Source organism: Planctomicrobium limosum (assembly GCF_051465645.1).
Lineage (GTDB): Bacteria > Planctomycetota > Planctomycetia > Planctomycetales > Planctomycetaceae > Planctomicrobium.
The window spans coordinates 1,731,554-1,757,065 of record NZ_CP195790.1; the positions used below are offsets into that span (position 1 = coordinate 1,731,554).

The 25,512-nt window shown below is 51.9% G+C and carries 20 protein-coding genes and 1 pseudogene; 8 read left to right on the forward strand and 13 right to left on the reverse strand.

The window, feature by feature from the left end; genetic code table 11:
• Window positions 1–48 precede the first annotated feature (48 nt).
• From nuoL to SH527x_RS06515, 3 genes are all read left to right on the forward strand, one after another.
• Window positions 49–2,010, forward strand: coding sequence for an NADH-quinone oxidoreductase subunit L (gene nuoL / locus SH527x_RS06505; protein ID WP_437193844.1), 1,962 nt, complete (start codon window positions 49–51; stop codon window positions 2,008–2,010).
• 63 nt (window positions 2,011–2,073) lie between these two features.
• Window positions 2,074–3,750 carry a complex I subunit 4 family protein gene (locus SH527x_RS06510; RefSeq protein WP_437193845.1) on the forward strand — a complete coding sequence of 559 codons (1,677 nt, stop codon included), beginning with the start codon at window positions 2,074–2,076 and terminating at the stop codon, window positions 3,748–3,750.
• The gene (locus SH527x_RS06515; protein ID WP_437193846.1) at window positions 3,737–5,239 is read left to right on the forward strand and encodes an NADH-quinone oxidoreductase subunit N; all 1,503 of its coding nucleotides are present in this window, start codon (window positions 3,737–3,739) and stop codon (window positions 5,237–5,239) included. The genes SH527x_RS06510 and SH527x_RS06515 overlap by 14 nt, the downstream gene beginning before the upstream one ends.
• Before the next feature lie 402 nt (window positions 5,240–5,641).
• On the opposite strand, the gene SH527x_RS06520 is transcribed toward SH527x_RS06515, so the two are convergent.
• Complete coding sequence (locus SH527x_RS06520; RefSeq protein WP_437193847.1) at window positions 5,642–5,788, reverse strand: hypothetical protein; 147 nt, start codon at window positions 5,786–5,788, stop codon at window positions 5,642–5,644.
• A gap of 46 nt (window positions 5,789–5,834) precedes the next feature.
• On the opposite strand from SH527x_RS06520, the gene SH527x_RS06525 reads away from it, so the two are divergent.
• A complete protein-coding gene (locus SH527x_RS06525; RefSeq protein ID WP_437193848.1) occupies window positions 5,835–7,160 on the forward strand; it encodes a UDP-glucose dehydrogenase family protein in 1,326 nt (441 codons plus the stop codon).
• A gap of 149 nt (window positions 7,161–7,309) precedes the next feature.
• On the opposite strand, the gene SH527x_RS06530 is transcribed toward SH527x_RS06525, so the two are convergent.
• Both SH527x_RS06530 and SH527x_RS06535 read right to left on the reverse strand, forming a co-directional pair.
• Window positions 7,310–8,182 (reverse strand): uracil-DNA glycosylase, encoded by an 873-nt coding sequence (locus tag SH527x_RS06530; protein WP_437193849.1) that lies wholly within the window; start codon window positions 8,180–8,182, stop codon window positions 7,310–7,312.
• Window positions 8,183–8,454: 272 nt separating this feature from the next.
• Window positions 8,455–9,963 (reverse strand): family 16 glycoside hydrolase, encoded by a 1,509-nt coding sequence (locus SH527x_RS06535; protein ID WP_437193850.1) that lies wholly within the window; start codon window positions 9,961–9,963, stop codon window positions 8,455–8,457.
• A gap of 387 nt (window positions 9,964–10,350) precedes the next feature.
• Here SH527x_RS06535 and SH527x_RS06540 point away from each other — a divergent pair, with 387 nt between their 5' ends.
• From SH527x_RS06540 to SH527x_RS06550, 3 genes are all read left to right on the forward strand, one after another.
• Window positions 10,351–10,869, forward strand: a complete 519-nt coding sequence (locus SH527x_RS06540; RefSeq protein WP_437193851.1) for a hypothetical protein — start codon at window positions 10,351–10,353, stop codon at window positions 10,867–10,869.
• Window positions 10,870–10,960: 91 nt separating this feature from the next.
• Complete coding sequence (locus tag SH527x_RS06545; RefSeq protein WP_437193852.1) at window positions 10,961–11,773, forward strand: ExeA family protein; 813 nt, start codon at window positions 10,961–10,963, stop codon at window positions 11,771–11,773.
• 390 nt (window positions 11,774–12,163) lie between these two features.
• Window positions 12,164–13,708, forward strand: coding sequence for a SpoVR family protein (locus tag SH527x_RS06550; protein WP_437193853.1), 1,545 nt, complete (start codon window positions 12,164–12,166; stop codon window positions 13,706–13,708).
• Here SH527x_RS06550 and mqnE read toward each other — a convergent pair whose 3' ends face one another.
• Together mqnE and SH527x_RS06560 are read right to left on the reverse strand one after the other, a co-directional pair.
• Window positions 13,709–14,863 carry an aminofutalosine synthase MqnE gene (gene mqnE, locus SH527x_RS06555; RefSeq protein ID WP_437193854.1) on the reverse strand — a complete coding sequence of 385 codons (1,155 nt, stop codon included), beginning with the start codon at window positions 14,861–14,863 and terminating at the stop codon, window positions 13,709–13,711.
• A gap of 273 nt (window positions 14,864–15,136) precedes the next feature.
• Window positions 15,137–16,492, reverse strand: coding sequence for a DNA-directed RNA polymerase subunit alpha C-terminal domain-containing protein (locus SH527x_RS06560; RefSeq protein WP_437193855.1), 1,356 nt, complete (start codon window positions 16,490–16,492; stop codon window positions 15,137–15,139).
• 377 nt (window positions 16,493–16,869) lie between these two features.
• Between SH527x_RS06560 and gnd the strand changes: the two genes are divergently transcribed.
• The gene (gene gnd, locus SH527x_RS06565; RefSeq protein ID WP_437193856.1) at window positions 16,870–18,333 is read left to right on the forward strand and encodes a decarboxylating NADP(+)-dependent phosphogluconate dehydrogenase; all 1,464 of its coding nucleotides are present in this window, start codon (window positions 16,870–16,872) and stop codon (window positions 18,331–18,333) included.
• 406 nt (window positions 18,334–18,739) lie between these two features.
• Here gnd and gdhA read toward each other — a convergent pair whose 3' ends face one another.
• The 8 genes and pseudogenes from gdhA to SH527x_RS06605 form a co-directional block, all read right to left on the reverse strand.
• A complete protein-coding gene (gene gdhA, locus SH527x_RS06570) occupies window positions 18,740–20,086 on the reverse strand; it encodes an NADP-specific glutamate dehydrogenase (RefSeq protein ID WP_437194593.1) in 1,347 nt (448 codons plus the stop codon).
• 471 nt (window positions 20,087–20,557) lie between these two features.
• Window positions 20,558–20,926, reverse strand: a complete 369-nt coding sequence (locus SH527x_RS06575) for an Hpt domain-containing protein (RefSeq protein WP_437193857.1) — start codon at window positions 20,924–20,926, stop codon at window positions 20,558–20,560.
• A 440-nt stretch (window positions 20,927–21,366) separates the two neighbouring features.
• Window positions 21,367–21,534 carry a DUF1328 domain-containing protein gene (locus SH527x_RS06580; protein ID WP_437193858.1) on the reverse strand — a complete coding sequence of 56 codons (168 nt, stop codon included), beginning with the start codon at window positions 21,532–21,534 and terminating at the stop codon, window positions 21,367–21,369.
• A 174-nt stretch (window positions 21,535–21,708) separates the two neighbouring features.
• Window positions 21,709–21,939 carry a hypothetical protein gene (locus tag SH527x_RS06585; RefSeq protein WP_437193859.1) on the reverse strand — a complete coding sequence of 77 codons (231 nt, stop codon included), beginning with the start codon at window positions 21,937–21,939 and terminating at the stop codon, window positions 21,709–21,711.
• A 758-nt stretch (window positions 21,940–22,697) separates the two neighbouring features.
• The gene (locus SH527x_RS06590) at window positions 22,698–23,630 is read right to left on the reverse strand and encodes a hypothetical protein (RefSeq protein WP_437193860.1); all 933 of its coding nucleotides are present in this window, start codon (window positions 23,628–23,630) and stop codon (window positions 22,698–22,700) included.
• A gap of 136 nt (window positions 23,631–23,766) precedes the next feature.
• On the reverse strand, window positions 23,767–24,303 hold the full coding sequence (locus SH527x_RS06595; protein WP_437193861.1) for a hypothetical protein: 537 nt from the start codon (window positions 24,301–24,303) through the stop codon (window positions 23,767–23,769).
• A 78-nt stretch (window positions 24,304–24,381) separates the two neighbouring features.
• Entirely contained in the window at window positions 24,382–24,993 is a 612-nt protein-coding gene (locus SH527x_RS06600; protein ID WP_437194594.1) for an inositol monophosphatase family protein, read from the reverse strand.
• A gap of 41 nt (window positions 24,994–25,034) precedes the next feature.
• Window positions 25,035–25,205: pseudogene (locus SH527x_RS06605) on the reverse strand (hypothetical protein); the annotation flags it as partial.
• Window positions 25,206–25,512 lie beyond the last annotated feature (307 nt).

Genomic DNA, 25,512 nt, shown 5'->3' on the forward strand with positions numbered 1-25,512 from the left:
TCGCCAAGGTTCTGCTGAGTTCTATTCCCTACTGTGATGGCCGGTTCAATGTCTCATACGGTTCTGTGGCTGATTCCTCTGGCTCCGCTTGTTGCCGCGATTTTCATCGCGCTGCTTGGACCAAAGTTCCTCCGCGAAAAGAGCCATCTGCCATGTATCCTCGGCTTGCTGGTTTCCTTTTTCAGCTCGCTGTGCCTCCTGTTTCACCTTGTCCCACAAGGATTCGGTGAGCATGGACACGACATCGCGGCCCTCGCAACAGGTTACGACTTCCTGTCCTTTGGACAGATTACTGCCCGACTGGATCTGCGTGCAGATGCCATGACAGCCATCATGCTGTCGATGGTGACCGGCGTCAGTTCACTGGTTGCAATCTTTGCCAGCGGTTACATGCATGGTGATAAGGGATACGCCCGGTTTTTCGCAGCGGTTTCCCTGTTCGTGTTTTCAATGTGCCTGCTGGTTCTCGCAAGCAATCTGGTTGTCCTATTCGTGGGATGGGAACTTGTCGGTCTATGCAGTTACCTGCTGATCGGGTTCTGGTTCCAGAAGCCGAGTGCCTCTGCTGCCGCCAAGAAGGCATTTGTTGTTAACCGAATTGGTGACTTCGGACTCCTGTTGGGGATCTTCCTGACATGGACTACCTTTGGAACCGTCGACTTTGTGGAACTGTTCAGCCATCCAGAGCGATTCACTGAAGTCTCACAGGCGAATCCCGGAATTATGACAGCAATTTGCCTGCTGTTATTCCTCGGAGCAATCGGGAAGTCGGCTCAGTTCCCATTGCATGTCTGGTTGCCAGACGCCATGGAAGGCCCGACCCCTGTCAGTGCGTTGATCCACGCAGCCACAATGGTGACGGCTGGTGTCTACCTTGTTGCACGCTGCACACCACTCTTCCTGGCAGCTCCAGACGCACAGTTAATTGTTGCCGGTATTGGAGCCATCACCGCCCTGCTCGCCGCTCTGATTGCGTTGACTCAAACGGATCTGAAACGGGTGCTGGCTTATTCAACAGTCAGCCAGCTGGCTTTCCTGTTTATGGCATTGGGAGCAGCTGCCGGTCTGGAATCTCCAACCCCGGCGATCTCCGCTGCGATGTTCCACTTGTTTACACATGCCTTCTTCAAGGCACTATTATTCCTCGCTGCAGGAAGTGTGATGCACGCCATGGGTGACGTCATCGACATGCGTCGCTTCAGCGGACTGCGAAAGGCTTTGCCGGTCACACACTGGACATTCCTGTGTGGAGCTCTCGCGCTGGCTGGGTTCCCGTTGCTCTCCGGTTTCTGGAGCAAAGACGAAATCCTCGCTGTGCTGGCCGATGCAAGCAAAGATCCATTCCACGGTGGCTTCTTCAACGGGGTCTACTGGATCGCTTCCGTCACGGCTTTGCTAACTGCGTTCTACACATTCCGGGCTTACTTCATGACCTTCTGGGGACCAGAAAAATTCCCAGAGGAAGCGGGACATCACCCACATGAAGCAACTCCAATGATGGCTTGGCCATTGCGAATTCTGGCTGTCTGTGCTGTCGGAATCGGGTTCCTTCTTGGCCCAACCGGCTACTTCGGACACTACCTCCACCACACAATTGGATTCCCGGAAGCTGGCGAGCATGTCATGCACGTCAACATCATGGTCATCAGCGGTATTGTTGCCCTGATCGGCATCGGACTGGCGTGGAAGTTCTATGTTCAATCACCGGAACTCCCCGGCAAAGTCGCTCGTACTTTTCAGCCGCTATACGAACTCTCCTATCACAAGTTCTTCATTGATGAGATCTACTACTTTCTCATCGTGTTGCCTTTACGACGGTTTGCCCAAATCTGCTCAGACTCTGATGTCGGAGTGATTGATCGAACAGTGAATGCAATCGGCTGGATGCCGCGACTGGTCAGCTGGGTTCCAAGAGTCTTCCACAACGGTCTGACTCCTGCCTATGCCATGGTGATGTTTGTTGGAGTGGTGGCTGGAGTTCTTTACGTGGTCTCGTTCCTGCCGAAATAGTTCGCAGTAGACCTGACCTCCGATTGTGTTTGTCGGCATTTCGTTTCAGATGGTGACTGATTTATGTTAATCCTCCTCCTTGCCAGCCTCGGCCTTCCGCTGATCACAGCAGTGTTGTTGCTGCTGTTCCGCGGATCCATGGCAGCCGACAATGCCCGGTGGATTGCACTGGCAGGTGCCATCGTCACCATGTGTTCGGCATTCGGCCTGCTCAGCGAATACCAACGACTCCCGGCGAAGAATGATGTCGCTGTGAGCCCAGTCAATCCTGGGTTTGAATACACTTATCCCTGGATCCAATTAAAGCCGGGAACGTCAGTCGAAGGACAACCTGCAACTACGGGCTATTCGTTCAGCCTTCAGCTTGGAATCGACGGCATCAGCGTCGTTATGATTTTGTTGACGGCTCTCCTTGGAATTTCGTCGATTCTGATTTCCTGGGAATCCATCAAAGAACGTCAGGCCGAGTTCTATGCTTCGCTGCTCGCACTTCAGGCCGGGGTGACAGGAGTCTTCTGCGCCTTCGATCTAGTCCTGTTCTATGCCTTCTTCGAAATCACTCTGATCCCGCTCTTCTTCCTGATTCTTGTCTGGGGCGGTGCTGAACGTCGTGCCGCCGCGCTCAAGTTCTTCATCTATACATTCTGCGGCAGTGTGATCACGCTGCTCGGACTCGTCAGTCTCGTTCTGCACGCAGCCAACGCTGGCTTGGCGAACCCCAGTTCGATTCCTGCACTCGCTGCCTGGCTGAAGGCGAATCCTCTCGATCCGCAACTTCAAACAGTGTTGTTCCTCGCCGTCTCTGCGGGGTTCCTCGTGAAAGTCCCTGTCTTCCCATTCCATACATGGCTGCCGTTGACCTACATGCAGGCTCCAACCGCAGGTACGATCTTCGCATCCGGTGTTCTGGCAAAACTCGGGATCTACGGATTCCTCCGACTCTGTATTCCGTTCTTTCCACAGGCCTGCCTCACCGTCGGAGTTCCGATGATGGGAACACTGGCGGTCATCGGCATCATCTATGCTTCCCTTTGCTCTCTGGCTCAACGGGATATCAAACGACTTGTTGCCTATAGCAGCATCGCCCACTTGGGATTTTGCATGCTGGGGTTGTTTGCATTGAACGCAGAAGGACTTGCAGGCGGTGTTCTCCAGATGGTGAACCACGGATTGTCGACCGCCGCACTCTTCCTTCTGGTCGCCATGATTTACGAGCGTTATCAAACACGTAACATTGACCAACTGGGTGGAATCGCATCACAGCTTCCATTACTGAGCTGCACACTGGTCTTCATCTCAATGGCAAGTATCGGGTTGCCGGGACTCAACGGTTTCACAGGAGAGTTCCTGTCACTGGCAGGGATGTTTGCTCGCCATCCAGTTTATGCGGTACTTGGGGCCACCGGAGTAATTCTTGGAGCCTGGTATCTCCTGACGATGCTGCAGCATGTCATTTTTGGTCCTGCCCCAAAGAGTTCTGAAACGGCAGCACCTGTTTCTGATTTGAACCTCCGGGAAATTCTGGCACTGGCTCCATTGGCTGTCCTTTGCCTCTGGATTGGCGTCTATCCGAAATCCGTACTTGATGTCATTGAGCCGGACGTAAAATCCCTCTCGTCTCTGTATTCAAATGCAGTACAGGGTGACGCTGTACAACAGACTCAATTCAATTCCGATGACGCAGGGGTTGCCCCCCTGGTGTCCCATGATCTCAGGAGTGTATCGCGTGTCGGCAATTGAACGGATCAATGCGGCTGCCGGACTGATTGTTCCGGAAGTCATTTTGCTCGCCACCGTCTGTATCATGTTCCTTGTCGGTCCATTCCTGGTCACCGAAGGGGGCAAGACACAAACTGGTTTGCGACATCGCTGGGGTGCGCTTTCGCTACTGGCGATCGGCAGCGCTCTGGTCGCGTGGTGGAACTCTTCTATCCAACCAGTTGACCTTAGCCTGTTTCAGGCTGATTCCTTCGTCTGGTTTGTTCGAGGAACCACTCTTTCGATTGGAGTGATTCTCGTACTCCTTCTGTGGAATCAGATTGATGATGGCCATTCAGCAGAGGCTCATGCCTGCTTGCTGGCAATTCTGGCTGGTGTCAACCTCACCGCGGCAGCGAACGATCTTGCGATCCTGTTTATCGGGCTCGAGCTCGTCAGCATCCCGACGTACATCCTGCTCTTCATTCCGAAGCGGGACCGTATGATGCGGGAAGCAACAGCGAAGTACTTCCTGCTCAGCATCTTCTCAGCTGCGATCTTCCTTTACGGAGTTGCATGGCTGTTTGGAGCGGCTGGAACGACAAACATGCTCGGGATCTCCCAGGCGGCGCAAGCAGGGAAGTTCGATCAGGTCCCAGGCCTGCTCCTGCTTGCACAGATTTTCCTTCTTGCTGGCCTCGGATTCCGCCTGACACTGGTTCCATTCCACTTCTATGCTCCGGACGTCTTTCAGGGATCGACCTCAGCAAACGCTGCAATGCTCTCGTTCATTCCAAAGATTGCAGGGATGATTGGACTCTTCCGTCTGTTGCCACTCACCCAAGGGCTGGTTGACTGGAATGGATGGGTTCCATCAGAACCACTTCAGACCGTCCTTGCGACTCTGGCTGTTCTGACCATGTTTGGTGGAAACCTGTTGGCACTTCGCCAGAAGAATCTTCACAGACTGCTGGCCTACTCCAGCGTCGCCCATGCCGGATACATGCTGGTTGGTCTGACCGTCGGTTCTTCAACAGGAGCCGCGAATGGAATGGCAGCAGTGCTGTTCTATCTGGTGATCTATGGAATCATGACACTGGGAGCATTCGCAGTGCTCTCTGGACTTGGTGCAACAGGTCATCCGATTCGCAACGAAGACCAGCTGGCTGGTCTCAGCAGGACACGTCCGCTCATGGCAGCATCACTCGCGGTACTGCTTTTCAGCTTGACTGGATTGCCACCGACCGCAGGACTGCTCGGCAAGCTGTTCATTTTTCTGGCAGCATGGAATGACGGTTCAACGATCGGCTATACGCTGGCCATCGTGCTCGCAATCAATGCAACGATTGCAGCAAGTTACTACCTGCGTCTGGTCGCTGTGATGTATTTTGAAAAGCCACAGGGAGAGCAGCCCAAGATTGCCAAACAATACGCAGCATGGGTCGCCAGCGCTGGTTGCGTGGTTCTCGTGGTCGCCCTGTTTTTTGTCCCACAAGGACTCTGGGACGCCGCACTCAAGGCGATTCACTAGACGAGTTCGATCTAACGTAACGCCATCATTTGCAGCTCGCACATCGGATCAAATCATGATCCATTTGTGCGAGCTGTTTTCATTTCCAGCATTGATCTGATTCCAGATGAACAATCAGCCTGAACCGGTAAGACCGCGTCGCTTCGACTGTTGAAGACCTTCACTCGACTTGACGTGTTTCGTTCCAGCCCAAGTCATATGGAGTCGTCACGAGCAGCGCCAATGTCTTCCAAGTCGCTCATTTCCGTAAAATCCCACAAAAATTGAAGCTCCGCAGCGCCGACGATAACATAAACTTCACTCCAAAACTGACAGACCAATGCAACGACGTGATGGCAATCTCAAATTCGCCGCTGCAAAGGTGATGGATGAAGTACAATGGCATCTGATGTGCATGGGATGTCACTGAACACTCACTTCGAGAACGCAAAGTCCGACAACAGGCTTTCGTACACACAGTCCGCCATTTTTGATGGCGATGTGGTGAACTCCTCTGGTGACAGCGAAGCCGAGAAAGTTCTCTTCGCAGTGAACAGATGCCATGTGCATTGATGAAACTTCAGATCTGATTGAAATCTAGGGTGGCGAGCGGCTTATGAATGTTGTCATGATCGGCACTGGGTACGTTGGACTCGTTTCGGGCACCTGTCTGGCTGACAGTGGCAATGCAGTGACTTGCGTTGACATCGATGCATCCAAAGTTCAACGGTTGCGGGACGGTGAAATTCCGATCTACGAACCTGGCCTTGAGGACATGGTCAATCACAATGTCTCCGTTGGGCGATTGAAATTCACAACCTCGGCTGCGGATTGTGTTCCAGAGGCTGACTGCATTTTCATCGCGGTGGGAACACCTCAGGATGAAGATGGCTCAGCCGACTTGACGTATGTCATGGCCGCCGCGGAATCCCTCGCTCCGCACCTCAAAGATGATGCAATCGTCATCGTGAAAAGTACCGTGCCTGTCGGTACAAACCGCAAAGTAAAGAATCGCCTTGAGGAATTGACTGGCCGCAAAGTCAACGTTGCTTCAAACCCGGAGTTCCTGAAAGAAGGCTGTGCCATCGACGACTTCATGCGACCTGATCGCGTGGTAGTCGGGTCAACTGACGCAGATGTCGCCGAGACAATTCATCAGCTTTACAAACCATTTCTGCGTACTGAAAAGCCGTTCCTGAAGATGGGGCTCGAAAGCGCGGAAATGACCAAGTACGTGGCAAACTGCATGCTTGCCACAAAAATCAGCTTCATTAACGAGATGGCAAATCTTTGCGAACTCGTGGGCGCAGACATCAATGATGTCCGACGCGGTATTGGTCACGATCAGCGAATCGGGTTCGCATTCCTGTTCCCTGGTGTTGGGTACGGCGGGTCCTGCTTCCCGAAAGATGTGCGAGCCTTGCGAGCGACTGGCAAGGAGCATGGTTTTGAAACAACAGTGCTGCATGCCGTTGATGAAGTGAATCTGCTGCAAAAGCATGTTCTTTTCAACAAGCTCTCGAAGCACTTTGACAAACAGTTGAAGGGTAAGAAGATCGCCGTCTGGGGTCTTTCCTTCAAACCAAAGACAGATGACATTCGAGACGCTCCGTCTCTCGAACTGATTCGCAAACTGCTCGAAGCTGAGGCCGAAGTTCACGTTCACGATCCAGTCGCGATTCCAAACGTGCAACGGCTATTAGGTGACAAGGTCCAATATCACGACCACCAATACGAGACGCTGAATAATGCCGATGCGCTGGCGATCGTGACGGAATGGAATGACTACAGAAATCCTGACTTCTCCTACTTGAAGCACAAGATGAAGTCCCCGGTCATCTTCGACGGGCGAAACCTGTACGACGTGAATTACATGGCGAAACTGGGGTTCACCTACTCCGGAATTGGAGTCACAGCTTCGGCTGTCAGAACCACGAACTAAACCGGATCGTGCATGTCTGACTCGAACACTGACTTAAGGTGTTAGACGAGATCTAAAAAACAAGAGCCGAGAATTCGAATACGGATTCTAGGCTTTTCTGTTGAGATTACGATCTATTGTCGCGGGAATCGTCTTCAAGGCCGGGTCTCTTACGGCGCTGGAGGTGTCTGCCCCATCTCAGCCATCAGTAGCTTCATGTCTTCCCAGACTGGCTTCTTTGCCGCTGGGTTGCGGAGCAGATACCACGGATGATAGGTACAAAGAACCTTCGCCCGACCGTATTCATAGAATCGCTGCCGCATTCTTCCAATCGGCTCTTTTGTTCCGAGCAGATTCTGCGCAGCACAGGATCCCCAGCAGACAATGTAATCTGGGTCGACCGTCGCGATCTGCTTATCGAGATACTCCCGACAGTTTGCCGCTTCAGTGTCGTTGGGAGTTCTGTTCTCTGGCGGACGGCAACGCAGAATGTTGCAGATATACAGATCGTCGCGAGACCAACCACAGGCCTCGATAATCTTGGTCAGCAACTGCCCAGCTTTGCCAACAAACGGAATCCCGGTTTTGTCTTCGTCTGCCCCAGGGGCTTCCCCAAGAAACATGACTCTCGCTTGAGGATTCCCAACACCAAAAACAGTCTGAGTCCTTGTTGCTGCCAGCAGAATGCACCGTCGACAATCTGCAACGCACTGAGAAAGGATTTTCAACGACTCTTCACGTTCCGCCAGTGTCGCGGTATTGGGCACCAGATTCGGAGCGACTGTCGGTTGGCGAACAACTGCCGGCTTCGCAGGAACAGGTGGAACAGCGGCCGGTTTGGGAGATGGCTCCTGTCGTAGAAAGTTCGCTCGAGACATCTTTGCTGGTTCAGATGAATGCGTCTCAACCGCAGACGGCGCCAAGTCAGTCGCGACCTGTTCCAACACTTGAGCGACAACAACCTCACTGCGTGGAACATGAGAAAGCCCTGCCAGTTGCAGGTCCTTCAAAAGTTGGCGTGCAGTTCGAGAGAGTGGTGGCATTCAATTCAAACCGATGAGAACGAATATTTCAAAAGATTAGTTTACTCGACAATGAGGCCGCGCAGTACCGCATCCAAAAGACGAATTCTGGAATTCCGCAGACAATGGAACAGGACGCCGCTTCATACCGGTTTCGAGGTCCGCAGAATTGGACATCACCGGGGGCCAATGCTGAGTTATCCCAGCAAAACACCGCGTGTTCCGTTATTCGAAACACGCGGTGCATGAGAAGTTCCCTTGGTCTTTATCGCGACTCCGCTGAACGGGTTCGCTTAATCCGGAAGTCGCTTCACTCGAATGTTTTTGTAGTGAATGACGCTACCAGGATCATGAGCCTGAAACGCAAATGTTCCAGTGCCGAACTTTCGCTCGAACCTTTTGTCTGAAGAAACGTAATCTGCAGGCTGTGTGTAATCCACGACAGTGCGGCCATCCACCTTGATGATGACTCGATTTCCCTGAACAGTGATGTCCTGTGTCCACCAGGTGTTATCAGGAATATGCTGAGCGGCGACGTCATCGACGGAATACAGACTGCCCGTCTTTCGTGGATCTCGAACATACGAGTTATTCACCTGTGTTTCGAAGCCTTTGGCTGGCCAGTCCTTCTCCTGGAACTCGGTATGGAAGAAGATTCCGCCGTTCCCATTTGGTTCAGCTTTGACATCCACTTTCAACTGGAAGTTTTTGAACGGTGCTTTGTCGCCGACGTAAAACAGATGGCTGCGAGGCCCGAACGCCACAATCGCTCCGTCTTCGATCTTCCAGCTTTCAGGACTCTCGTTGATCTTCCATCCGTCGAGCGTTTTTCCATCCCAAAGTTGAGTGAAGCCCTCTTCTTTATCGTTGACGTAGTTCACAGCCTGACGCAAATTCGTCAACGAAATTTCGAGATCAGACAAGGGATTCTTTGGGTTCTCTTCGTATTCCAACGAGATATTGCGGTCGTATTTCAGAGCACGCAAGGCTCGCAAGACACCAACGGTGTTGAGTTCGCCTTCCCCGAGGATCGTGAAGATTTTGCCTTCTTTTTCCAGCTGATTTGCTCTGTGTTTGGGGAGTGAGGCCAGCAGTGCTTTCTTCTCTTCTTCACTGTGAATCGTACGAACATCTTTCAGATGCACCCCGAACACTCGGGATCCCAGCTTATTGATCACATCAACCGGGTCTTCGTTACTGCGCAGATAGTGTCCGGTATCAACACAGGCACCAAGCAATGGGTGACGCCCTTCAACAACGGCGAGAACATCTGTGACTTTGTCGTAGCGGTGCCCCGGTCCGTGATTATGAATCGCAATCGGAATCTGGTACTCCTCGACGAGCTTTTCAAGCATCGACAAAGTCGCATCATCTTTGTTGGGGTCCGCAGCAATCGCGACAAGTCCGATCGCTTTTGCGAAATCGAAGATCTCGCGTGCCTTAGTTTCATTGCTATCGAAGCCGACGACTCCGAAAGAAAGCAATTTCACTCCAGCCTTGTCCAGCTTGGCCTTTTGTTCTGCGATGTAGCTGGGAGTTGTTGCAATTGGGATGTGCTTGGGAAACGATTCCCAATAATGCAGGCCCAACTTTGACGTCTGCTCCAACGCGGCATCGACGTTGAATTCTCTTAACGTGTAGCTTTGCAGGCCAATCTTAAAACCCTGGTATGGGTCAACTTGAGGTGCATCGGCTGCAACTGCCTGACAGGTGAGCCCGCCTGCGAATGCCATCATCGCCAGTGATGCAAATCGCATCAGCGACCGCGATCCTGGAATCTGGACCGAAATCTTGAGCAACATAAAATTCTGTCTCCCGGAATGTTAGAGCTATTCCACCGAGCGAAGGCACGCAGTGATTGCGTCAAAGTCCTTCGAACAGATGGCAGCTTCCGCGACCACCCAAGTCAATTAATCGAGCGATCTTTATCGATTTAGAGTATGACTCGCGACATTCTCGAATTTCAAGTGCGCCAGCCCCTTACATCCGGTGCCAACGGCGTTTCCGTCAAGTTGTGGAGATCGATCGTCGATTGAAACCAGAGAACGGGAGCATCTTTCGCTTCTTTCTGCCAAAGCAGCCTGTTTCCAAGCGAGAAACACGGCGATTCGCTTGTCCAGATCAGGCAGGAAGAAGAAGGCGAGTTGCGGGAAGGATCTGTCCCTGAATCGCAGAGGAATCGGAATCCCATGCGTCGATTCAATCAACAAACATGGTTTTGCATCGCAGCCGTCTGGCTCGCGGGTTCGCTTTCCATGTATTGGGCAGAAGAGATCCGCATCCCGGCGCAAGAGCTCACGACAAAAGAGAGCTCACGATTACCGCATGTCATTCGGCGTCAACAAGCCCTGATTGAGAACGTGCGAACGGTCCCGATTCGGGCGGACGTCAAGGTCGAGCAGACTGCCCAACCTGCCGTGATTCACACAACGCCTTCCCTGAATCACGCTCCACAGACAGTCATCGCTCCGCTGTTGAAGACTCATCCGAAACAGCTGCTGGTTCCAGAGAACGACACTCCTTCACCAGTGACAGTGGAGAGTCAATTTTCCGGCTCTGTCAAAGCCAATGGTGTCTTGCGAATCCCTGACACATTTGACGATCAGCAACTGAAGCCAACAATTGAGCCGATTCGATTTGAGAATCAGACGAAGATGCCGGAGCAACCGGCTCTCTGGCTGGAAGGCCGAATTGAGCTTTCCGAATAAGCCTTGAAAAGCATAAAGAGACATACTGACGTTTGTGACTACCTGTATCTGGTCAATCTCAGCAGTCGACTGACTTCGACGGACCTTTCCCATGTATGAACGTTACTGGAATCTGAGTCGACGACCGTTTGACGACGGTGCCGAACCGGAACTGTATTTCCCCAGTACCGGGCATGAAGCGTCACTTCTGAAATTGAGATACCTTGTTGCGCAACGCAAAGGACTCGGAGTCCTTGCCGGAGAACATGGGCTCGGAAAAACCTATCTGACGCACGTGCTGGAAACGGAACTCACCGCTCAAGGTGAATCTCCGTTCTTGCGTCTGGTCTTCCCGCAACTGAGTCCGACTGGCACGCTTTCCTATCTGGCGCGTCGTTTGGGTGCGAACATTCCGTTCACAGTTTCGGACTCAGAGATTCTTGCCGGACTCGAACAGCGACTGAAAGAATTAAAAGCTGAAGGTCGTCACACGGTCTTTGTGATCGACGATGCACATCTTCTTGAGATGCCACATCTTCACGCGTTGCGGTTGATGCTGAACCTTCGCGAAGAGAAGGTTGGAGACTTCTCGATGATCCTCCTCGGGCGGACCGAACTCTTTTCCCGCCTTCAACAGCTATCGGCACTCGATCAGCGAGTCGGTGTTAAAACAGCATTAGAGGCGCTGCCTGCCCAGGAAATTCCGGGATACACAACAACTCGACTGAGAATCGCCGGACGAGAAGAATCTGTCTTCACCAGATCGGCAGCAGAAGCGATCTGGCAGATCTCGCAGGGAATTCCACGGCGAATCAACCAGCTCTGTGATCTTGCGATGCTTGTGGGATACGTCGATCAGCAGTCAAAGATCACTGACATCGATGTCGAAGCGGCCGCAGAAGAACTGATGTCGATTTCTGCATAGTCAATTTCTCAGCGGGTCCGACGTTGCCTGAATCTGGAATATTGCCTGAAACTGCAATCCAGCTGGCCGTCTCGGTGCCTTAACGTGTCGACACGAATTTTGGTCTGTTGTCGACTTTGTTGCAGGCGTACAATGCTAAAGTCCCATTTGATCTTTGGATGATCGGCCAAGAGATCCGGCGCAGCAGCATTCTCTCAGAATCGGCCTGCTCAAGCTCAACCTGCTTTCCTCTGCCCGGTGAATCGCTCACCGCATTTCCCTCTGCTGAAACATTGGTGGCTCACGCCCCCCGCTTTGCCTCACGACGGCATTCACGACAGAGGAAGTTTCCCAGCATAGGCCATGTTCTTCAGGCTGCAGCTGCTTCGGATCTGTAAGCGAGGAGAGACCATGCCAGTCACGACGCATCGCCCTTTGCCTCCCGAGATTGCAGACATTCAACAGGAACTGGAGGCGATCGCGGCAGGGTATGGGCTTGATTTCTTTGAAACGATCTTTGAAGTGCTCGACTATGAAGAGTTGAGCATGTTCGCCGCTTATGGTGGGTTTCCGATTCGATACCCTCACTGGCGATTTGGAGCACAGTACGACGAGCTAATGAAGAGCTACTCTTACGGGTTGTCCAAGATCTATGAGATGGTGATCAACACCGACCCGTGCTATGCATATCTGCTCTCTGCAAATGCGATCGGAGACCAGAAACTGGTGATCGCTCATGTCTACGGTCACTGTGACTTCTTCAAGAACAATGCCTGGTTCTCTCATACCAATCGCAAGATGCTGGACCAGATGGCCAACCATGCATCTCGTGTGAATCGCTACATCGATCGATTCGGCTATGAATCGGTCGAGCGGTTCATCGATGCGTGCCTTTCACTGGAAAATCTGATTGATCCTCATTCGCCTTTCATTCGACGACGCCCTGCTCCATTGAGTGCAGAAGAGATCAGGAAAGAGACGGAGCAAAAGCACCTCAACGAAGACCATCCGACCTGGGCGAAGACGCCTGGGAAGTTCTCGTCCAAAGACTATATGGACCCGTTCATCAATCCCCCAGACCTCCTTGAACGAGAACAGGCTGCACGTTCATTGAAGCAGGAAACACAGGAAGCAAAACGCTCATTCCCAGAACATCCTCAACGCGATGTCCTGCTGTTTCTACTCGAACATGCTCCTCTGCGTGACTGGCAACACGACATCCTCGCGATGATCCGTGACGAAGCATATTACTTCGCTCCACAAGGCCAGACGAAGATCATGAATGAAGGCTGGGCGAGTTATTGGCACTCAACCATCATGACAAAACATGGGCTGACCGATGCTGAGATCATCGACTATGCCGACCACCATTCTGGAACAATGGCCATGAGCCCTCAACGGCTCAATCCTTACAAGATCGGGATCGAATTGTTCCGGGATATCGAAGACCGCTGGAACAAAGGACGATTCGGTGCAGAGTGGGAGGAATGTGAAAACGAAGACACAAAGCGACAATGGGACAAGCAACTTGGATTAGGTCGAGAGAAGATCTTCGAAGTCCGCAAGATCCATAATGACCTGACCTTTATCGATACGTTTCTGACCGAGGATTTCTGTCGCAGGTACAAGCTGTTTTCGTTTGCATACAACGATTCAAACGGCAACTACGAAGTCGCTTCGCGTGAATTCAAAGAGATCAAAAATCAACTGCTGACCAGCCTGACGAATCATGGCCGTCCCATCATTGCTGTAAAAGATGGAAACTATGCCAATCGCGGAGAGCTCTACCTGCAGCACAACTTTCAGGGGATTGAGCTGAAAAAGGATTATGCGAAAGACACACTGATCAACCTGCAGATGCTCTGGGGAAGACCCGTTCACATTGCATCAGAAATTGATGGACGGCCAACCGTACTTTCCTACGATGGCCACCAGCACACTCTCGGACCGGCCTGATCAAAGCTGGCTTGTCTGGAGCTTGTTCGTGTCCATGTCTTCAACTGACCAATCTGCACCATTCCGGATCACGCGACGATAGAGTGTGTCACGTTCCACCGGTTCGCAACCGGCTTCGCGAATCAACTGATGCAACTGAGTCACAGCCAAGCCTTCCGGGGTGGTTGCTCCTGCTTCATGATAGATGGTTTCATGAACAACAGTTCCATCGAGATCGTCTGCACCGAAGTTCAGCGCGATCTGGGCAGTTTGCTCGCCTAGCATAATCCAGTAGGCCTTGATGTGGTCGAAGTTATCCAACATCAATCGAGATACCGCCATCGTCCGCAAATCCTGATTCGCGGTCGGCTTTTTGATATAGGTCATCCCGGTATTTTCAGGATGGAAGGCCAACGGAATGAACGTCTGGAACCCTTTGGTTTCATCCTGAAGATCTCGTAGTCGCAACAGATGATCAATGCGGTGATGAGCATTCTCCAGATGACCATAAAGCATTGTTGCATTTGACCGCAGACCAAGCTGATGGGCGGTACGATGAATCTCGATCCAACTGTCGGGGTCCGCTTTGTGTTCACAGATCTTCGCGCGAATCTCTGTATCAAAGATCTCAGCGCCGCCCCCTGGCAAGCTCCCGACACCAGCATCAATGAGTTGCTGCAGAATCCAGTCGTACGGCTTCTTGGTCAGGTGAGCGAACCAGTTAATTTCCACTCCGGTCCACGCCTTGATATGAATCTGCGGCCACGTCTCACGAATGATCCGCACAACATCGACATACCAGTCGAATTTCTTCTTGTGATGCAGACCCCCAACGACGTGGATTTCGGTCGCTCCACTGGCCTTGGCTTCGAGCACGCGGTCCCGAATCATGTTATCAGAGAAAACATACCCCTTCTCGGACTTCAAGTCGGAGCGGAACGCACAGAAGGTGCAGCGATAGACGCAAACGTTTGTCGGGTTCAGGTGAACGTTGGTGTTATAAAACGCGATGTTGCCATGTCGCTTCTGACGCACGCGATGCGCCAGCGCTCCGAGAGAGAGCAGATCGACTTCCGTGTCGAGATAGACACCGTCATCAAATGAAAGCCGCTCGCCTGCCTCTACGCGATTGGCAATATCTTGAAATCGGGCGTCTCGATGAGTCGTGCTGATCATGGAATCATTTTACAAGTTGGTCGTGAATTACGGGACCACTTCATCACTGTCAAAATGGGTCGAGAGTCAACCACTCGAACTTCAGACAAGCACGAAAGCGTTCAGGTTCAGAAGCGTATTGACCAACACGCTCCCGCTCCCCCCGCATCAATACGAATAGCCGCATTTCAATGAGTGAAACGCGGCCATTCGATCAAATTCATCAGTTCACTCAGACCGTCTGTCCAGAAGAGGTGACCGCAATGCAGCCGCATCACTCTCCTGAGAACAGGATTAGTCGTTGCGGAGCTTGAGGTTCATATCGGTCAGACGATCGCGAATTTCGTTCAGCGAAGTCACACCGAAGTTCTTGGCCGAAAGCAATTCGTCCGGAGTCCGTGACAACAGCTCTCCGATGGTTGCAATCCCAAGTCGAGTCATGCACTTACGGCTACGAACCGACAAGTTGAGCTCGGAAACTGGAAGAGAAAGTTTCGCCTGATCTTCCGGTGTCATGTCGCGAGTATCGAACGCAGGTTCGCGTTGTTTCTCGTGCATAAACTGTCCAAGGGACAGGCTATGTTGACGCATCAGTTCACGGACTTCAGTCAGCGAAGTTTCACCGAAGTTCTTACCGGCAAGCAACTCCTGCTCGCTGATCCGAGTCAGATCGCCAAGGGAGTTAATTCCCATTGTCGACAAGCAGTTACGGCTACGAACAGAGAGTTCGAAGTCGGTCACAGGGCGAGCAAGCAACTGCTCCAGCCGCTGAGCCTGCTTTTGTGTGTCTTCGTCGTAGTACATGCCGCTGGTTGCCTCAATATCCTTGAGGAACAGGCGGGCACGCTCGTTGTTTGGATCGTACTTCAGAACGCGTTCAAAACAGTACTGAGCAGCACCGTATTGCTCTTTGTCTTCGTACAGCAACCCGAGGTTCAGCAGAGCCCCAAGGTAGAACGGTGGACGAGACAGGCAGCGTTCATAGAGTTGAATCGCTTCTTCATCGTCGCCGTGACGGCTGTTCTGAACAGCCAGTGCGAACAATGCACGTTGATGGTTTGGATCCATATCAACAGCACGTTCGAAATATTCAATTGCGCCGAAAGTATCGCCACGGTCTGCAAGAATGCAGCCCATCTGGTAGGAATACTCAGCGAGTCGTGCTCCGTCACCACCGGTGCTACGGATCACTTTTTCCGCTTCTTCCAGGTTTCCGGCTTTACGCAGGCAACCGGCACGACGGAGAGTCGATTCGGTTGGCATGTAGCCGAATTTGCTGGCGGCATCGAATTCTTCAGCAGCCTCAAGGAAGCGGCCCTGACTATGCAATGCCTGTGCAAGATAGAACCGCCCGATCCCATCTTTACAACCGGTCAGGGTCTTCTCAGCTTTTTCTGTCTGACCGAGCAGAAACAGTCCGATTCCGGCCCGAACAGTCAATGAAGGGTTTGTTTCCGCTTCCTGGTTCACTTGCTCGACGGTGCGGCGAAACTCAGCAGCTCCGGCCCCAATGGAAGAAGCCATCATGTTACGCACTTCCTCCTGAGTCAGGTTGGAAGCATCACGAAGCGTAGACAGGAACGGGTAATTCTGCATGGTCACAACAACACCATCAGGCCAGTAAGGAAATCGACCGTCAACCCTGACCATCGTGCAGGGCATCAAAGGCGATAGTGTAACAGGAGTTCAGTTGAGTTCAAATGTGGAAATCTTCAAGCATTCCTGCATTTTTGAATCACTTTGAGAATTGAGGCACCCTTTTTGCGGAAATTGCCGCAGGACCCTGCCAAATTCCACAAAGTCAAGTCAATCAGGCCCTGCCACCGATTCATGAGCCAAGACTGTTGAAACACTGGCAAATCCTGCAGACAAACGGCAATGAGCCGGCAACTCGCTCGACCCTGCCGCGTCCAGGAACTAGGATGGGTGCTTGAAATTTTGTCGGTGGCCCTGATTATCGGAGAAACGACCCAATCCGATTGCCGGCCGTTTACTGAGTTTATTGTCAACTGAAACGTAACCCAAAAATGCAAAACGACATCGGACTGATCGGGCTGGCCGTGATGGGCCAGAACCTCGTTCTCAACATGGCCAACCACGGCTTTAACGTTGCAGTCTTTAACCGGACAACGGCAACAACTGACGCTTTCGTTGGCGGCCTTAAGAATGAGCCTGAAGACAAAGTCTGGCAGGGAACAGCCGATCGAATCCAGGGATTCCACGACCTCAAGGAATTCGTGAAATCCCTGAAACGTCCACGTCGCGTCATGATCATGGTCAAAGCAGGCAAGCCTGTTGACGCTGTGATTGAAGAACTGAAGCCATTCCTGGAACCAGGCGACATCATCATCGACGGCGGAAACAGCGATTATCGCGACACAAACCGCCGCTCGAAAGAACTGCCTGCTGCTGGCCTCGTCTTCCTGGGATCTGGCGTTTCTGGTGGAGAAGAAGGAGCCCTCAAAGGCCCATCCATCATGCCAGGTGGAAACAAAGAAGGCTGGGAACACGTCAAGCCAATCTTCCAGTCTATTTCAGCCAAAGTCGGTCCAACCAACGACATCCCATGCTGCGAATGGGTTGGCGAAGACGGCGCTGGTCACTATGTGAAGATGGTTCACAACGGGATCGAATACGGCGATATGCAGCTGATCTGCGAAGCCTACTTCATCCTGAAGAACGCCCTCGGCCTGACCAACGATGAGCTGTATCAGGTCTTCAAAGAGTGGAACGAAGGGGAGCTCGCGAGCTACCTGATCGAAATCACCCGTGACATCTTCACCGTCAAGGACAAAGAAACAGGCAAAGACCTGGTCGACGTCATCCTCGACACCGCTCAGCAAAAGGGAACCGGGAAGTGGATGAGCCAGCACGCTCTCGACCTCGGCGTTCCAACAACGCTGATCACCGAAGCTGTGTTCGCTCGCTGCCTGTCCGCCCAGAAGGACGCCCGCGTCCGCGCCGCCAAGGTTCTGGCTGGCCCAACCGCCAAGTTCGAAGGCGATAAGCAGCAGTTCATCAACGACGTTCGACAGGCTTTGTACGCATCGAAACTCGTCAGCTACGCTCAGGGCTATGTTCAGCTCGACGCCGCAGCTCAAGAGTTCGGGTGGAAGCTCAACAACGGTGATATCGCTCTGCTGTGGCGCGGCGGTTGCATCATTCGTTCGGTGTTCCTTGGCGACATCAAGAACGCATTCGACAAGAACCCACAGCTTGAAAACCTGTTGCTCGACGACTTCTTCAAGAAGGCTATCGACAACTCACAAGCAGCATGGCGCCGCGTCATAGCAACAGCTGTGACTCACGGAATTCCAGTTCCGGCCTTCGCAGCTGCTCTGTCTTACTATGACGGCTATCGTTGCGATCGCCTGCCAGCAAACCTGCTGCAAGCTCAACGCGACTACTTCGGTGCTCACACCTACGAGCGAACCGACAAGCCACGCGGCGAAACGTCCCACACAGACTGGATTCACGAACGCAAGATCTAGTCCGATTCGGCCTCTCACGCAGCCGCGTTACAGCCTTCCCGACAAGAGAAAAGCTGAAACCCGCGCGCCAGAGATGCTGAATGAACTCGGATATGCTCTCGCTCTGACCAGTTAACTGGGATTTGCCAGAGCCTGACACAAAAAGACTCGCCCAGAGAGATTCTCTCAAGGCGAGTCTTTTTTTTTATCCAGATTGAACAACCGCAGGCGTTCAGAGCAATCTCTGCCCAGTGCTCTCACGGGCGATCAGGCACCATCGATCAGGCACCGCCGACCAGATACCGTCAATCAAGCACGGACGTTCACGTCAAACAACTCAAGAACTGGGCAACTGTCACTGGCACACAGAAGCAAAATTCACAAGGTGAAACTGCTTCTGCATCGCCAGACGACAGACCGCAACGGTCTAAACCAACCCTTGCGCCATTGTCCCACGAGCGACTCGCAGAAACGCTGCAATGTTTGCTCCACGAACAAGATTCCCAGGGAACCCGAACTCATCAGCTGCACCAGCACACTGTTCATGAATTGAACGGATGATCTGCCGCAACTTGCGATCAGTCTCTTCAAACGACCATGCTTCGCGACTGGCATTCTGCTGCATCTCCAGAGCTGAAGTAGCAACACCGCCAGCATTCGCTGCTTTGCCAGGCCCAAAGAGAACGCCCGCCTCCAGGAACAACCGAACGGCGTCCGGAGTGCTCGGCATGTTCGCCCCTTCTCCGACGGCAATGACCCCATTCTTGATCAGTGTCGCGGCATCCTTTCCTGTCAACTCGTTCTGAGTTGCAGACGGCATTGCGACGTCACAAGGCACGTCCCAGATATTGCCATTTGGCAGGTAGCTCGCCGAAGAGTGACATGCAATGTAGTCCTTGATCCGGCGACGATCGATCTCTTTCAAACGAACCATCGTTTCGAAATTGAGACCAGACGAATCAACAACCACTCCATCGGAATCACTCATTGCGACGACGCGTCCGCCGAGCTCGACCACCTTCTGCAGTGCATATAGCGCCACATTGCCGGCCCCGGAAACGACGACACGTTTCCCCTCGATACTGTCTTTTCGAGCGGCAAGCATCTCTTCAACGAAATAGGTACAGCCATAACCGGTTGCTTCTTTACGGACCTGACTTCCCCCGTAAACAATACCTTTCCCGGTCAGCACCCCTGCTTCGAATTTGTTGGTGAGCCGCTTGTACTGACCGAACATGTATCCGATCTCGCGTCCACCCACCCCAATATCACCAGCCGGAACATCGGTATGTTCACCAATAATTCGCCACAGCTCGGTCATAAAGGACTGGCAGAATCGCATCACTTCTGAATCCGACTTCCCTTTCGGGTCGAAGTCAGAGCCGCCCTTCGCCGCACCGATCGGCAATCCGGTCAATGAATTCTTGAAGATCTGTTCGAACCCAAGAAACTTCACGATCCCAAGATAGACCGATGGATGGAAGCGAATTCCACCTTTATATGGCCCCAGCGTGCTGTTGAACTGCACACGAAAACCACGGTTAATCTGAATCTCCCCTTTGTCATCCTGCCAGGGGACTCGAAAGATCAGCTGACGTTCTGGTTCACACAAACGCTGCAGGACCTTTGCATCCGCAAACTCGCGGTGCTTCGCCAATACCGGCCCGAGGGTTTCGACAACCTCTCTCACAGCCTGATGAAATTCAGACTCTCCGGGATTTCTTTTAACAACTTCCTGGTAAATCACTTCCGATTCTTCAGTCAACGACACGATCCGCCCTCGCTTCTTGGGTCTTCAATGTGCATAAAATAAATTCGGCAAGAGCGTTTCGAATGCAAGGACTCGAGCGCACGCCCTCCCACCGAGCAAGATGACTTCCTACTGAGTCTCTTTGACCCACGACGACGCGGCGAACCTATTCCAAACTCTCTTGTTCAGAGATTTTCGAAAACTGACCTGAAGTCAAATCTCGAAAAGTGCACGAAGCACAAGGAAGGGCCACCGGTCTCGCATTAAAAGAAACCAATACATGCAGGCACCTGAGCGCCCTGATCATATCGAGTTTGGATAGAAACTCGCACCTCAGCGAAGAGTTCATCCAACATGTGGCAGCCCCAAAAGACTGAGACGGAGAAAAATCGCCACTATTTCCAGAACAACTTGTAAAGCTGGCCAGCAGGCCGCGACAGCGTCACCGCCAAATGTGTCTCTCACGAGGACGTTCCCATCAGCGATCAGTGATATTCAATCTTGCTGCGAAAGGACATCAGCCTTGAGAGCTTCGACAACTCGATCAACTTCGATCTTCAAGCGATCCAGCTTTGGTTGGATCCCGTTGAAATCAAGACCCCGTCCGAGCTTCTCAATTTCAGACGCCGCGTTGACTGCGGAATGCGCATCAAAATTGGCGGATAGCCCTTTCAACGTATGGGCATTCAAAGCAATCGTTTCCGAATCGCCAGTTGCAAGAGCATCGTCAATCCCATCCAGCAACGTGATAGCGTCTTCTAGATAGAAATTCGCGATATCCTTCAGCAAATCGAGGTCGTTCCCCACTCGATCCAACGCCTGCTCAATTCCGATCACTGCCTTGCGATCATCACTTCCGTTCAACGCAATTCCCCCTCATTCGATACCCAAGCAACAAACCCTTAACATCGAACGTCCTCTCGAAGGGGACAATCGAAAAGTAACGGAGTTTGATACTATTTAACAACACGGATAGGAAGAAAAAACTAAACGAACATATTATTTTTAATCACACAACAAAAGCAGCCAAAACAAACTTTCCTGAACAACTCTCCTCGAACGCCGACGCATTCACATTGAGAGTCCCCTAAAGGAAAGATTGCTTTGGCTGATTCTTATTAGAGACGCCTTCGTACTCGAAATGTCACGACGCACACCGCAACTTCATCTCCGTGATTCATGTACTTCCCTGACTCAGTGAATCAAACGATTTCAGAAAGATGATCGCGTCCAGTCACCGCTTTGACTCGCCGTTTCAAGACCAGTCTCTCGGCAATTCCTGAAACCATCAGATTAGACGCTCGCTACATGGTCGGGGTTCTGCGTCCCGTCAAAAGTGAGACCACGAACAAGACCAGAAAGACGACGAAGCAGACCTGTGCAGCCCAAGCCGCAGTCCCCATGACACCGCCAAATCCCAGGAAGCCGGCAATCAACGCGATAATCAGAAATGTGATAGCCCAAGACAACATGTTATTTCTCCAGTGAGGGACACTAATATTTAATGCGGATAATCGATTCGCATAAACGCATATGAAAATACACTCATACGGAACGAGAACCGCAAATCATTCGTTGCTAACTAAACGACTCATCTCGCCATGAGATTGGCTACGGCACCACGCAGTCATTGATGATCATGAACTCTAATCAGTCGTAACTGGGCTTGATCTTTCCTTGATCTCGATCTTCTGGTCACCGGTCAAGTCAGTCCTCTTCTCGATCGTCACGTCCGCACCAGGAGTATCGATCTCCAAGATTTTTTCCCGCTTTTCGCACCCAACCAACGCCATCGAAAGTGCAAACCCAAGCATCAGTAATGTTCCGACAGCTCGGTCAACACCTCGATCCCAAGTGAGTTCTTCGTAAGCCTTCATGACAGACTCCCTGTCGAGCTCCCAAGATTTCGTCAGGTCTAAAACACGACAGACCAGACAAACAAAGGGAACGATTCAGTGTTATTGACGTCAGCAGATTTGAACTGTTTGATGACTTGATGAGCTGAGAATTTCCGTTCACCAGTTCTTGTTCAACTTTCACTGACGTCTTCTGATTCCTGAGTGAGGGTTATGCAAGCGTCATACCAATGCGAACGTTCCACCCTGTTTAACTTCCGCATCTCAAGCAACACAAAAGAGTTGCAAAGATTTCAAGTTTTCCAGAATGCTCCATAAAAGCAATTTCTGGCTGTGTGATGCCCAACTGATCGGTTGCTGATCAACCAAGCTGACCCGATGGATGCACCAGAAGAGAAGCACAACCTGTTGTTTCGCAAAATGTTAAGAGAGAATCGGAGGGTCGACCGTTCCCATCTTTTCAGGTCTGTTCCGATGCAATGAATGCGTCCTGAATTTCACGGAGTTCGCCCGCTTCGACGGCGGTAGCAATTGGGGATTTGCCTTAAAGACAATCAGAACTGCAAGCACAAACCAGAACAGGTGCCAATGAACGAGTTCCAACTGATGAGTTGAGTTCGTCGAGAACCCGAAATAACTCAGACTGGCAAGTGGTTGTTCAGAGATCAGCCAGCCATCATTCAGCAGCATAGAGAGTCGTGAGATGCAACACTTCAAGGCGAAACTCGCTTCCGCTTCTCACCAAGCGAATGCTGCGAATTCCCCCAGTGTTTCCCCTACTAAAGGGGGATCTCGGTAGAGTCCGACTGACTGAGAATGCGCGCGGCCCGAATCGTATTCGCTTTGATCAGGTCTCGGACATCAGGGACAGGTACAAGCCCGCCGACAATTCGTCGCCCGAACAGATCATACATCACATCGATTGCAGTCCTGTCCGACTGCAATGACTCGACTTTCTCTGCTTCACCAGCGAGAGACCAGGCAACGTCCTGTTCTCCATGAATTTGCAGCTGACCGCCGCGGCAATTCACAGTTCCTTTCACAATCGGGAACCGCATCTGAACCGGACAGGCTTCACTGGCTGGCTCGAATTTCAGATGCACAGTGACAGGCTCGCCGTTTCGCTGCGTTCTGCGAAATCCCAAAGTCACTTCATGACCCGTCGGGTTCGAACGGACCTTCAGACACTCCGACTGCACGACATTGACGCACCAGTCGAAAACCATCAGTTCGTCATGACTATCAGGAGCCACGCTACAGATGATTTCCATCGATTCGATTGACTGAAGTCGTGTTGCCGTCAGTTCTCGCAGACGTAATGTCGCCCTCGCCCAGCGACAGGAAAGTTCCGGCATCAAGAGCGTGCTCGTCAGCTCACTGAAATGTTGCAGACGCATGAGATCCGAAATGGAATACAGACCGAAGACAGACGACAGAATCAACGCCGGGCGTTGCAAACCTGCGGCCCGAATGATTGGCTCAGGGCCCATCCATTTGACGTCAGAGACAATGACCGCGTCAGTACGACGCAATAAGCCGTCCAGACTGGGAGAGTAGATTGCTTCAAACTGTGGAGCCGCTGCTTGAGCAGAATTCAGACAGGGGTCAAACAGTTCAACAATTCGCAGTCGCGGCTGCCGTTGTATGGCTTCATGCGTGGCGCCGTCGATTTCGGTCCCGATGAGTCCCAGCTTCAAATGAGCCAACGCCATGAATTGTCTGATCCCAAGGCCGGGTGAATACAGGACAGCAGTAACAACGCACAAACATCTTCGATCACAGAAATCTGAGATCTGGTGACGGAGCAATCACCGCAGGGAAATGACATTTCAAATACGTTACAGAGAATTATTCTGGCAAGAAACCGTGCTCACGCAGTTCTTGTATGTTTCCACGAGCACTTTCCATAATCCGTTCGGTTGTGAGTTTCAAGATTGCGAGCGGTCCCAGATTGGCAGGAGCGGTTAAAATCGCGATCCGATCCTCATCTTCCGAATCCAGCTGCCGATTCAGTCTGGCAACAACTTCTTCCACATTGTCGCTGGTCAATTCAGACTTTAATTGCTTGTTTTCAATCTTCAGATTCCGAAACGCAGCCGTTCGGGACATCAGAAAATCGACCATTTCAGAGAATTCCTGGTCTTCCCATAAATTCCGGAACTCTGGAGGCGAGTTGTACGGGGTGATGAGCAAGGGGCGAGTGACGTCCACTTTTCCACGACTCACTCTCACCATCCCCATTGGCGATTCCGGCTCTTCAACCACAAAATACTGAAGGTCAGTATCTCCGAAAGTGAAGAGCGTATAAGGAATAGGCCGAACGATTCGCACCGAGTTCCAGATGGAGCGAAAACGCTGTTCCTGATTGAATTGCGAATAATCCATAACATCTGCTCGGGACAACTAGCCGACCTCAGTCTTCAAACTCAAGCTGCGAACTTCTCACTCATCCTCACTCGGAAATCATGAGCGAACGAAGAGGTGTCCTGCGGTCTCATCAATAATACTCAGCATCTGCTGATGCAATTTCCCATTGCTTGCCAGCACACTCGTTTTCGCAAACGGCAACTGGGTTCCAATTGCGGTCGTACAGCGTCCACCGGCTTCTTCCACAAGCAATAACCCTGCCGCAAAATCCCATGGCGCGAGTTGGTATTCGAAGAAGGCACCATACATCCCACGAGCAACATGTGCCAGATCGAGCGATGCCGTCCCAAATCTCCGGACCCCGTGAATCCCGGTCTTAAAGAGTTTATGGATCGTTGCGAGAGTGGCCTCCATCGTCGCTCCACGATCGTAATAGAACCCCAAACCAACCAGTGACTGCGACAGAGATGCCTGATCGTTTACAAAAATTCTCGTATCGTTGAACCAGGCCCCTGCCCCGCGAGCAGCAACGTACCAGTCAAACCTCGCCGGATTATAGACCACGCCACACTGAACGCGGCCACAATGCAGGTACGCAATGGAAACCGCGAAATGCGGGACTCCGTGGGCAAAATTTGTGGTTCCGTCGAGTGGATCAATAATCCAAAGGTGTTCAGGAACCCGTCTCCCTGTAAGTGATTGAACGATTCCTCCGCCAGAATCTGGTGATTCGGGAAGGTGTTGCGAATCATGTCCACGATCACCGACTCAGAGGCTAAATCCGCATCAGAGACGAGGTCGCTTTCACCCTTTTCGCGGACTTGAACACCATGATCGAGATAATCAATAAGAATCTCGCCCGCACTTTTTGCGGCGTCTAACGCAAGCGACAACTCCGGAGAGTATCCCTCAAGCGACATTATTTGATCCCTGGAAACATTTGGTACCCGCAAGTTGTCCAATACACATGAAGAAGGAATTCAGCGTTCAGATTGCCATCCGGTGTTCCAAATGGCTTATCCAGCGCCGACGCCCACTGCCCGGGTTCGCCCTACTCAATTCCACAGGTCAAGATTCTATCCGGCAACAAAAATCGCCCCACACTTGCCAGACATTGTCGTAATCACAGCTCAACCAGTTCCAAATGACTTCACCATTTCGAACGACAAGTGAAATCACTGCGTCCACAAATCACTCGAAGAGAACGGGCGATAAGCCATGCCCCAT

What these genes read in the sequence shown, in the direction of transcription:
- SH527x_RS06540 (WP_437193851.1), top strand. Translation starts at nt 10,351, where the DNA reads ATGCGTCGATTCAATCAACAAACATGGTTTTGCATCGCAGCCGTCTGG.
- SH527x_RS06525 (WP_437193848.1), top strand. Translation starts at nt 5,835, where the DNA reads ATGAATGTTGTCATGATCGGCACTGGGTACGTTGGACTCGTTTCGGGC.
- SH527x_RS06595 (WP_437193861.1), bottom strand. Translation starts at nt 24,303, where the DNA reads ATGGATTATTCGCAATTCAATCAGGAACAGCGTTTTCGCTCCATCTGG.
- SH527x_RS06550 (WP_437193853.1), top strand. Translation starts at nt 12,164, where the DNA reads ATGCCAGTCACGACGCATCGCCCTTTGCCTCCCGAGATTGCAGACATT.
- SH527x_RS06520 (WP_437193847.1), bottom strand. Translation starts at nt 5,788, where the DNA reads ATGCACATGGCATCTGTTCACTGCGAAGAGAACTTTCTCGGCTTCGCT.
- SH527x_RS06560 (WP_437193855.1), bottom strand. Translation starts at nt 16,492, where the DNA reads ATGGTCAGGGTTGACGGTCGATTTCCTTACTGGCCTGATGGTGTTGTT.
- gnd (WP_437193856.1), top strand. Translation starts at nt 16,870, where the DNA reads ATGCAAAACGACATCGGACTGATCGGGCTGGCCGTGATGGGCCAGAAC.
- SH527x_RS06545 (WP_437193852.1), top strand. Translation starts at nt 10,961, where the DNA reads ATGTATGAACGTTACTGGAATCTGAGTCGACGACCGTTTGACGACGGT.
- SH527x_RS06535 (WP_437193850.1), bottom strand. Translation starts at nt 9,963, where the DNA reads ATGTTGCTCAAGATTTCGGTCCAGATTCCAGGATCGCGGTCGCTGATG.
- SH527x_RS06510 (WP_437193845.1), top strand. Translation starts at nt 2,074, where the DNA reads ATGTTAATCCTCCTCCTTGCCAGCCTCGGCCTTCCGCTGATCACAGCA.
- mqnE (WP_437193854.1), bottom strand. Translation starts at nt 14,863, where the DNA reads ATGATCAGCACGACTCATCGAGACGCCCGATTTCAAGATATTGCCAAT.
- SH527x_RS06590 (WP_437193860.1), bottom strand. Translation starts at nt 23,630, where the DNA reads ATGGCGTTGGCTCATTTGAAGCTGGGACTCATCGGGACCGAAATCGAC.
- nuoL (WP_437193844.1), top strand. Translation starts at nt 49, where the DNA reads ATGTCTCATACGGTTCTGTGGCTGATTCCTCTGGCTCCGCTTGTTGCC.
- SH527x_RS06580 (WP_437193858.1), bottom strand. Translation starts at nt 21,534, where the DNA reads ATGTTGTCTTGGGCTATCACATTTCTGATTATCGCGTTGATTGCCGGC.
- SH527x_RS06585 (WP_437193859.1), bottom strand. Translation starts at nt 21,939, where the DNA reads ATGAAGGCTTACGAAGAACTCACTTGGGATCGAGGTGTTGACCGAGCT.
- SH527x_RS06530 (WP_437193849.1), bottom strand. Translation starts at nt 8,182, where the DNA reads ATGCCACCACTCTCTCGAACTGCACGCCAACTTTTGAAGGACCTGCAA.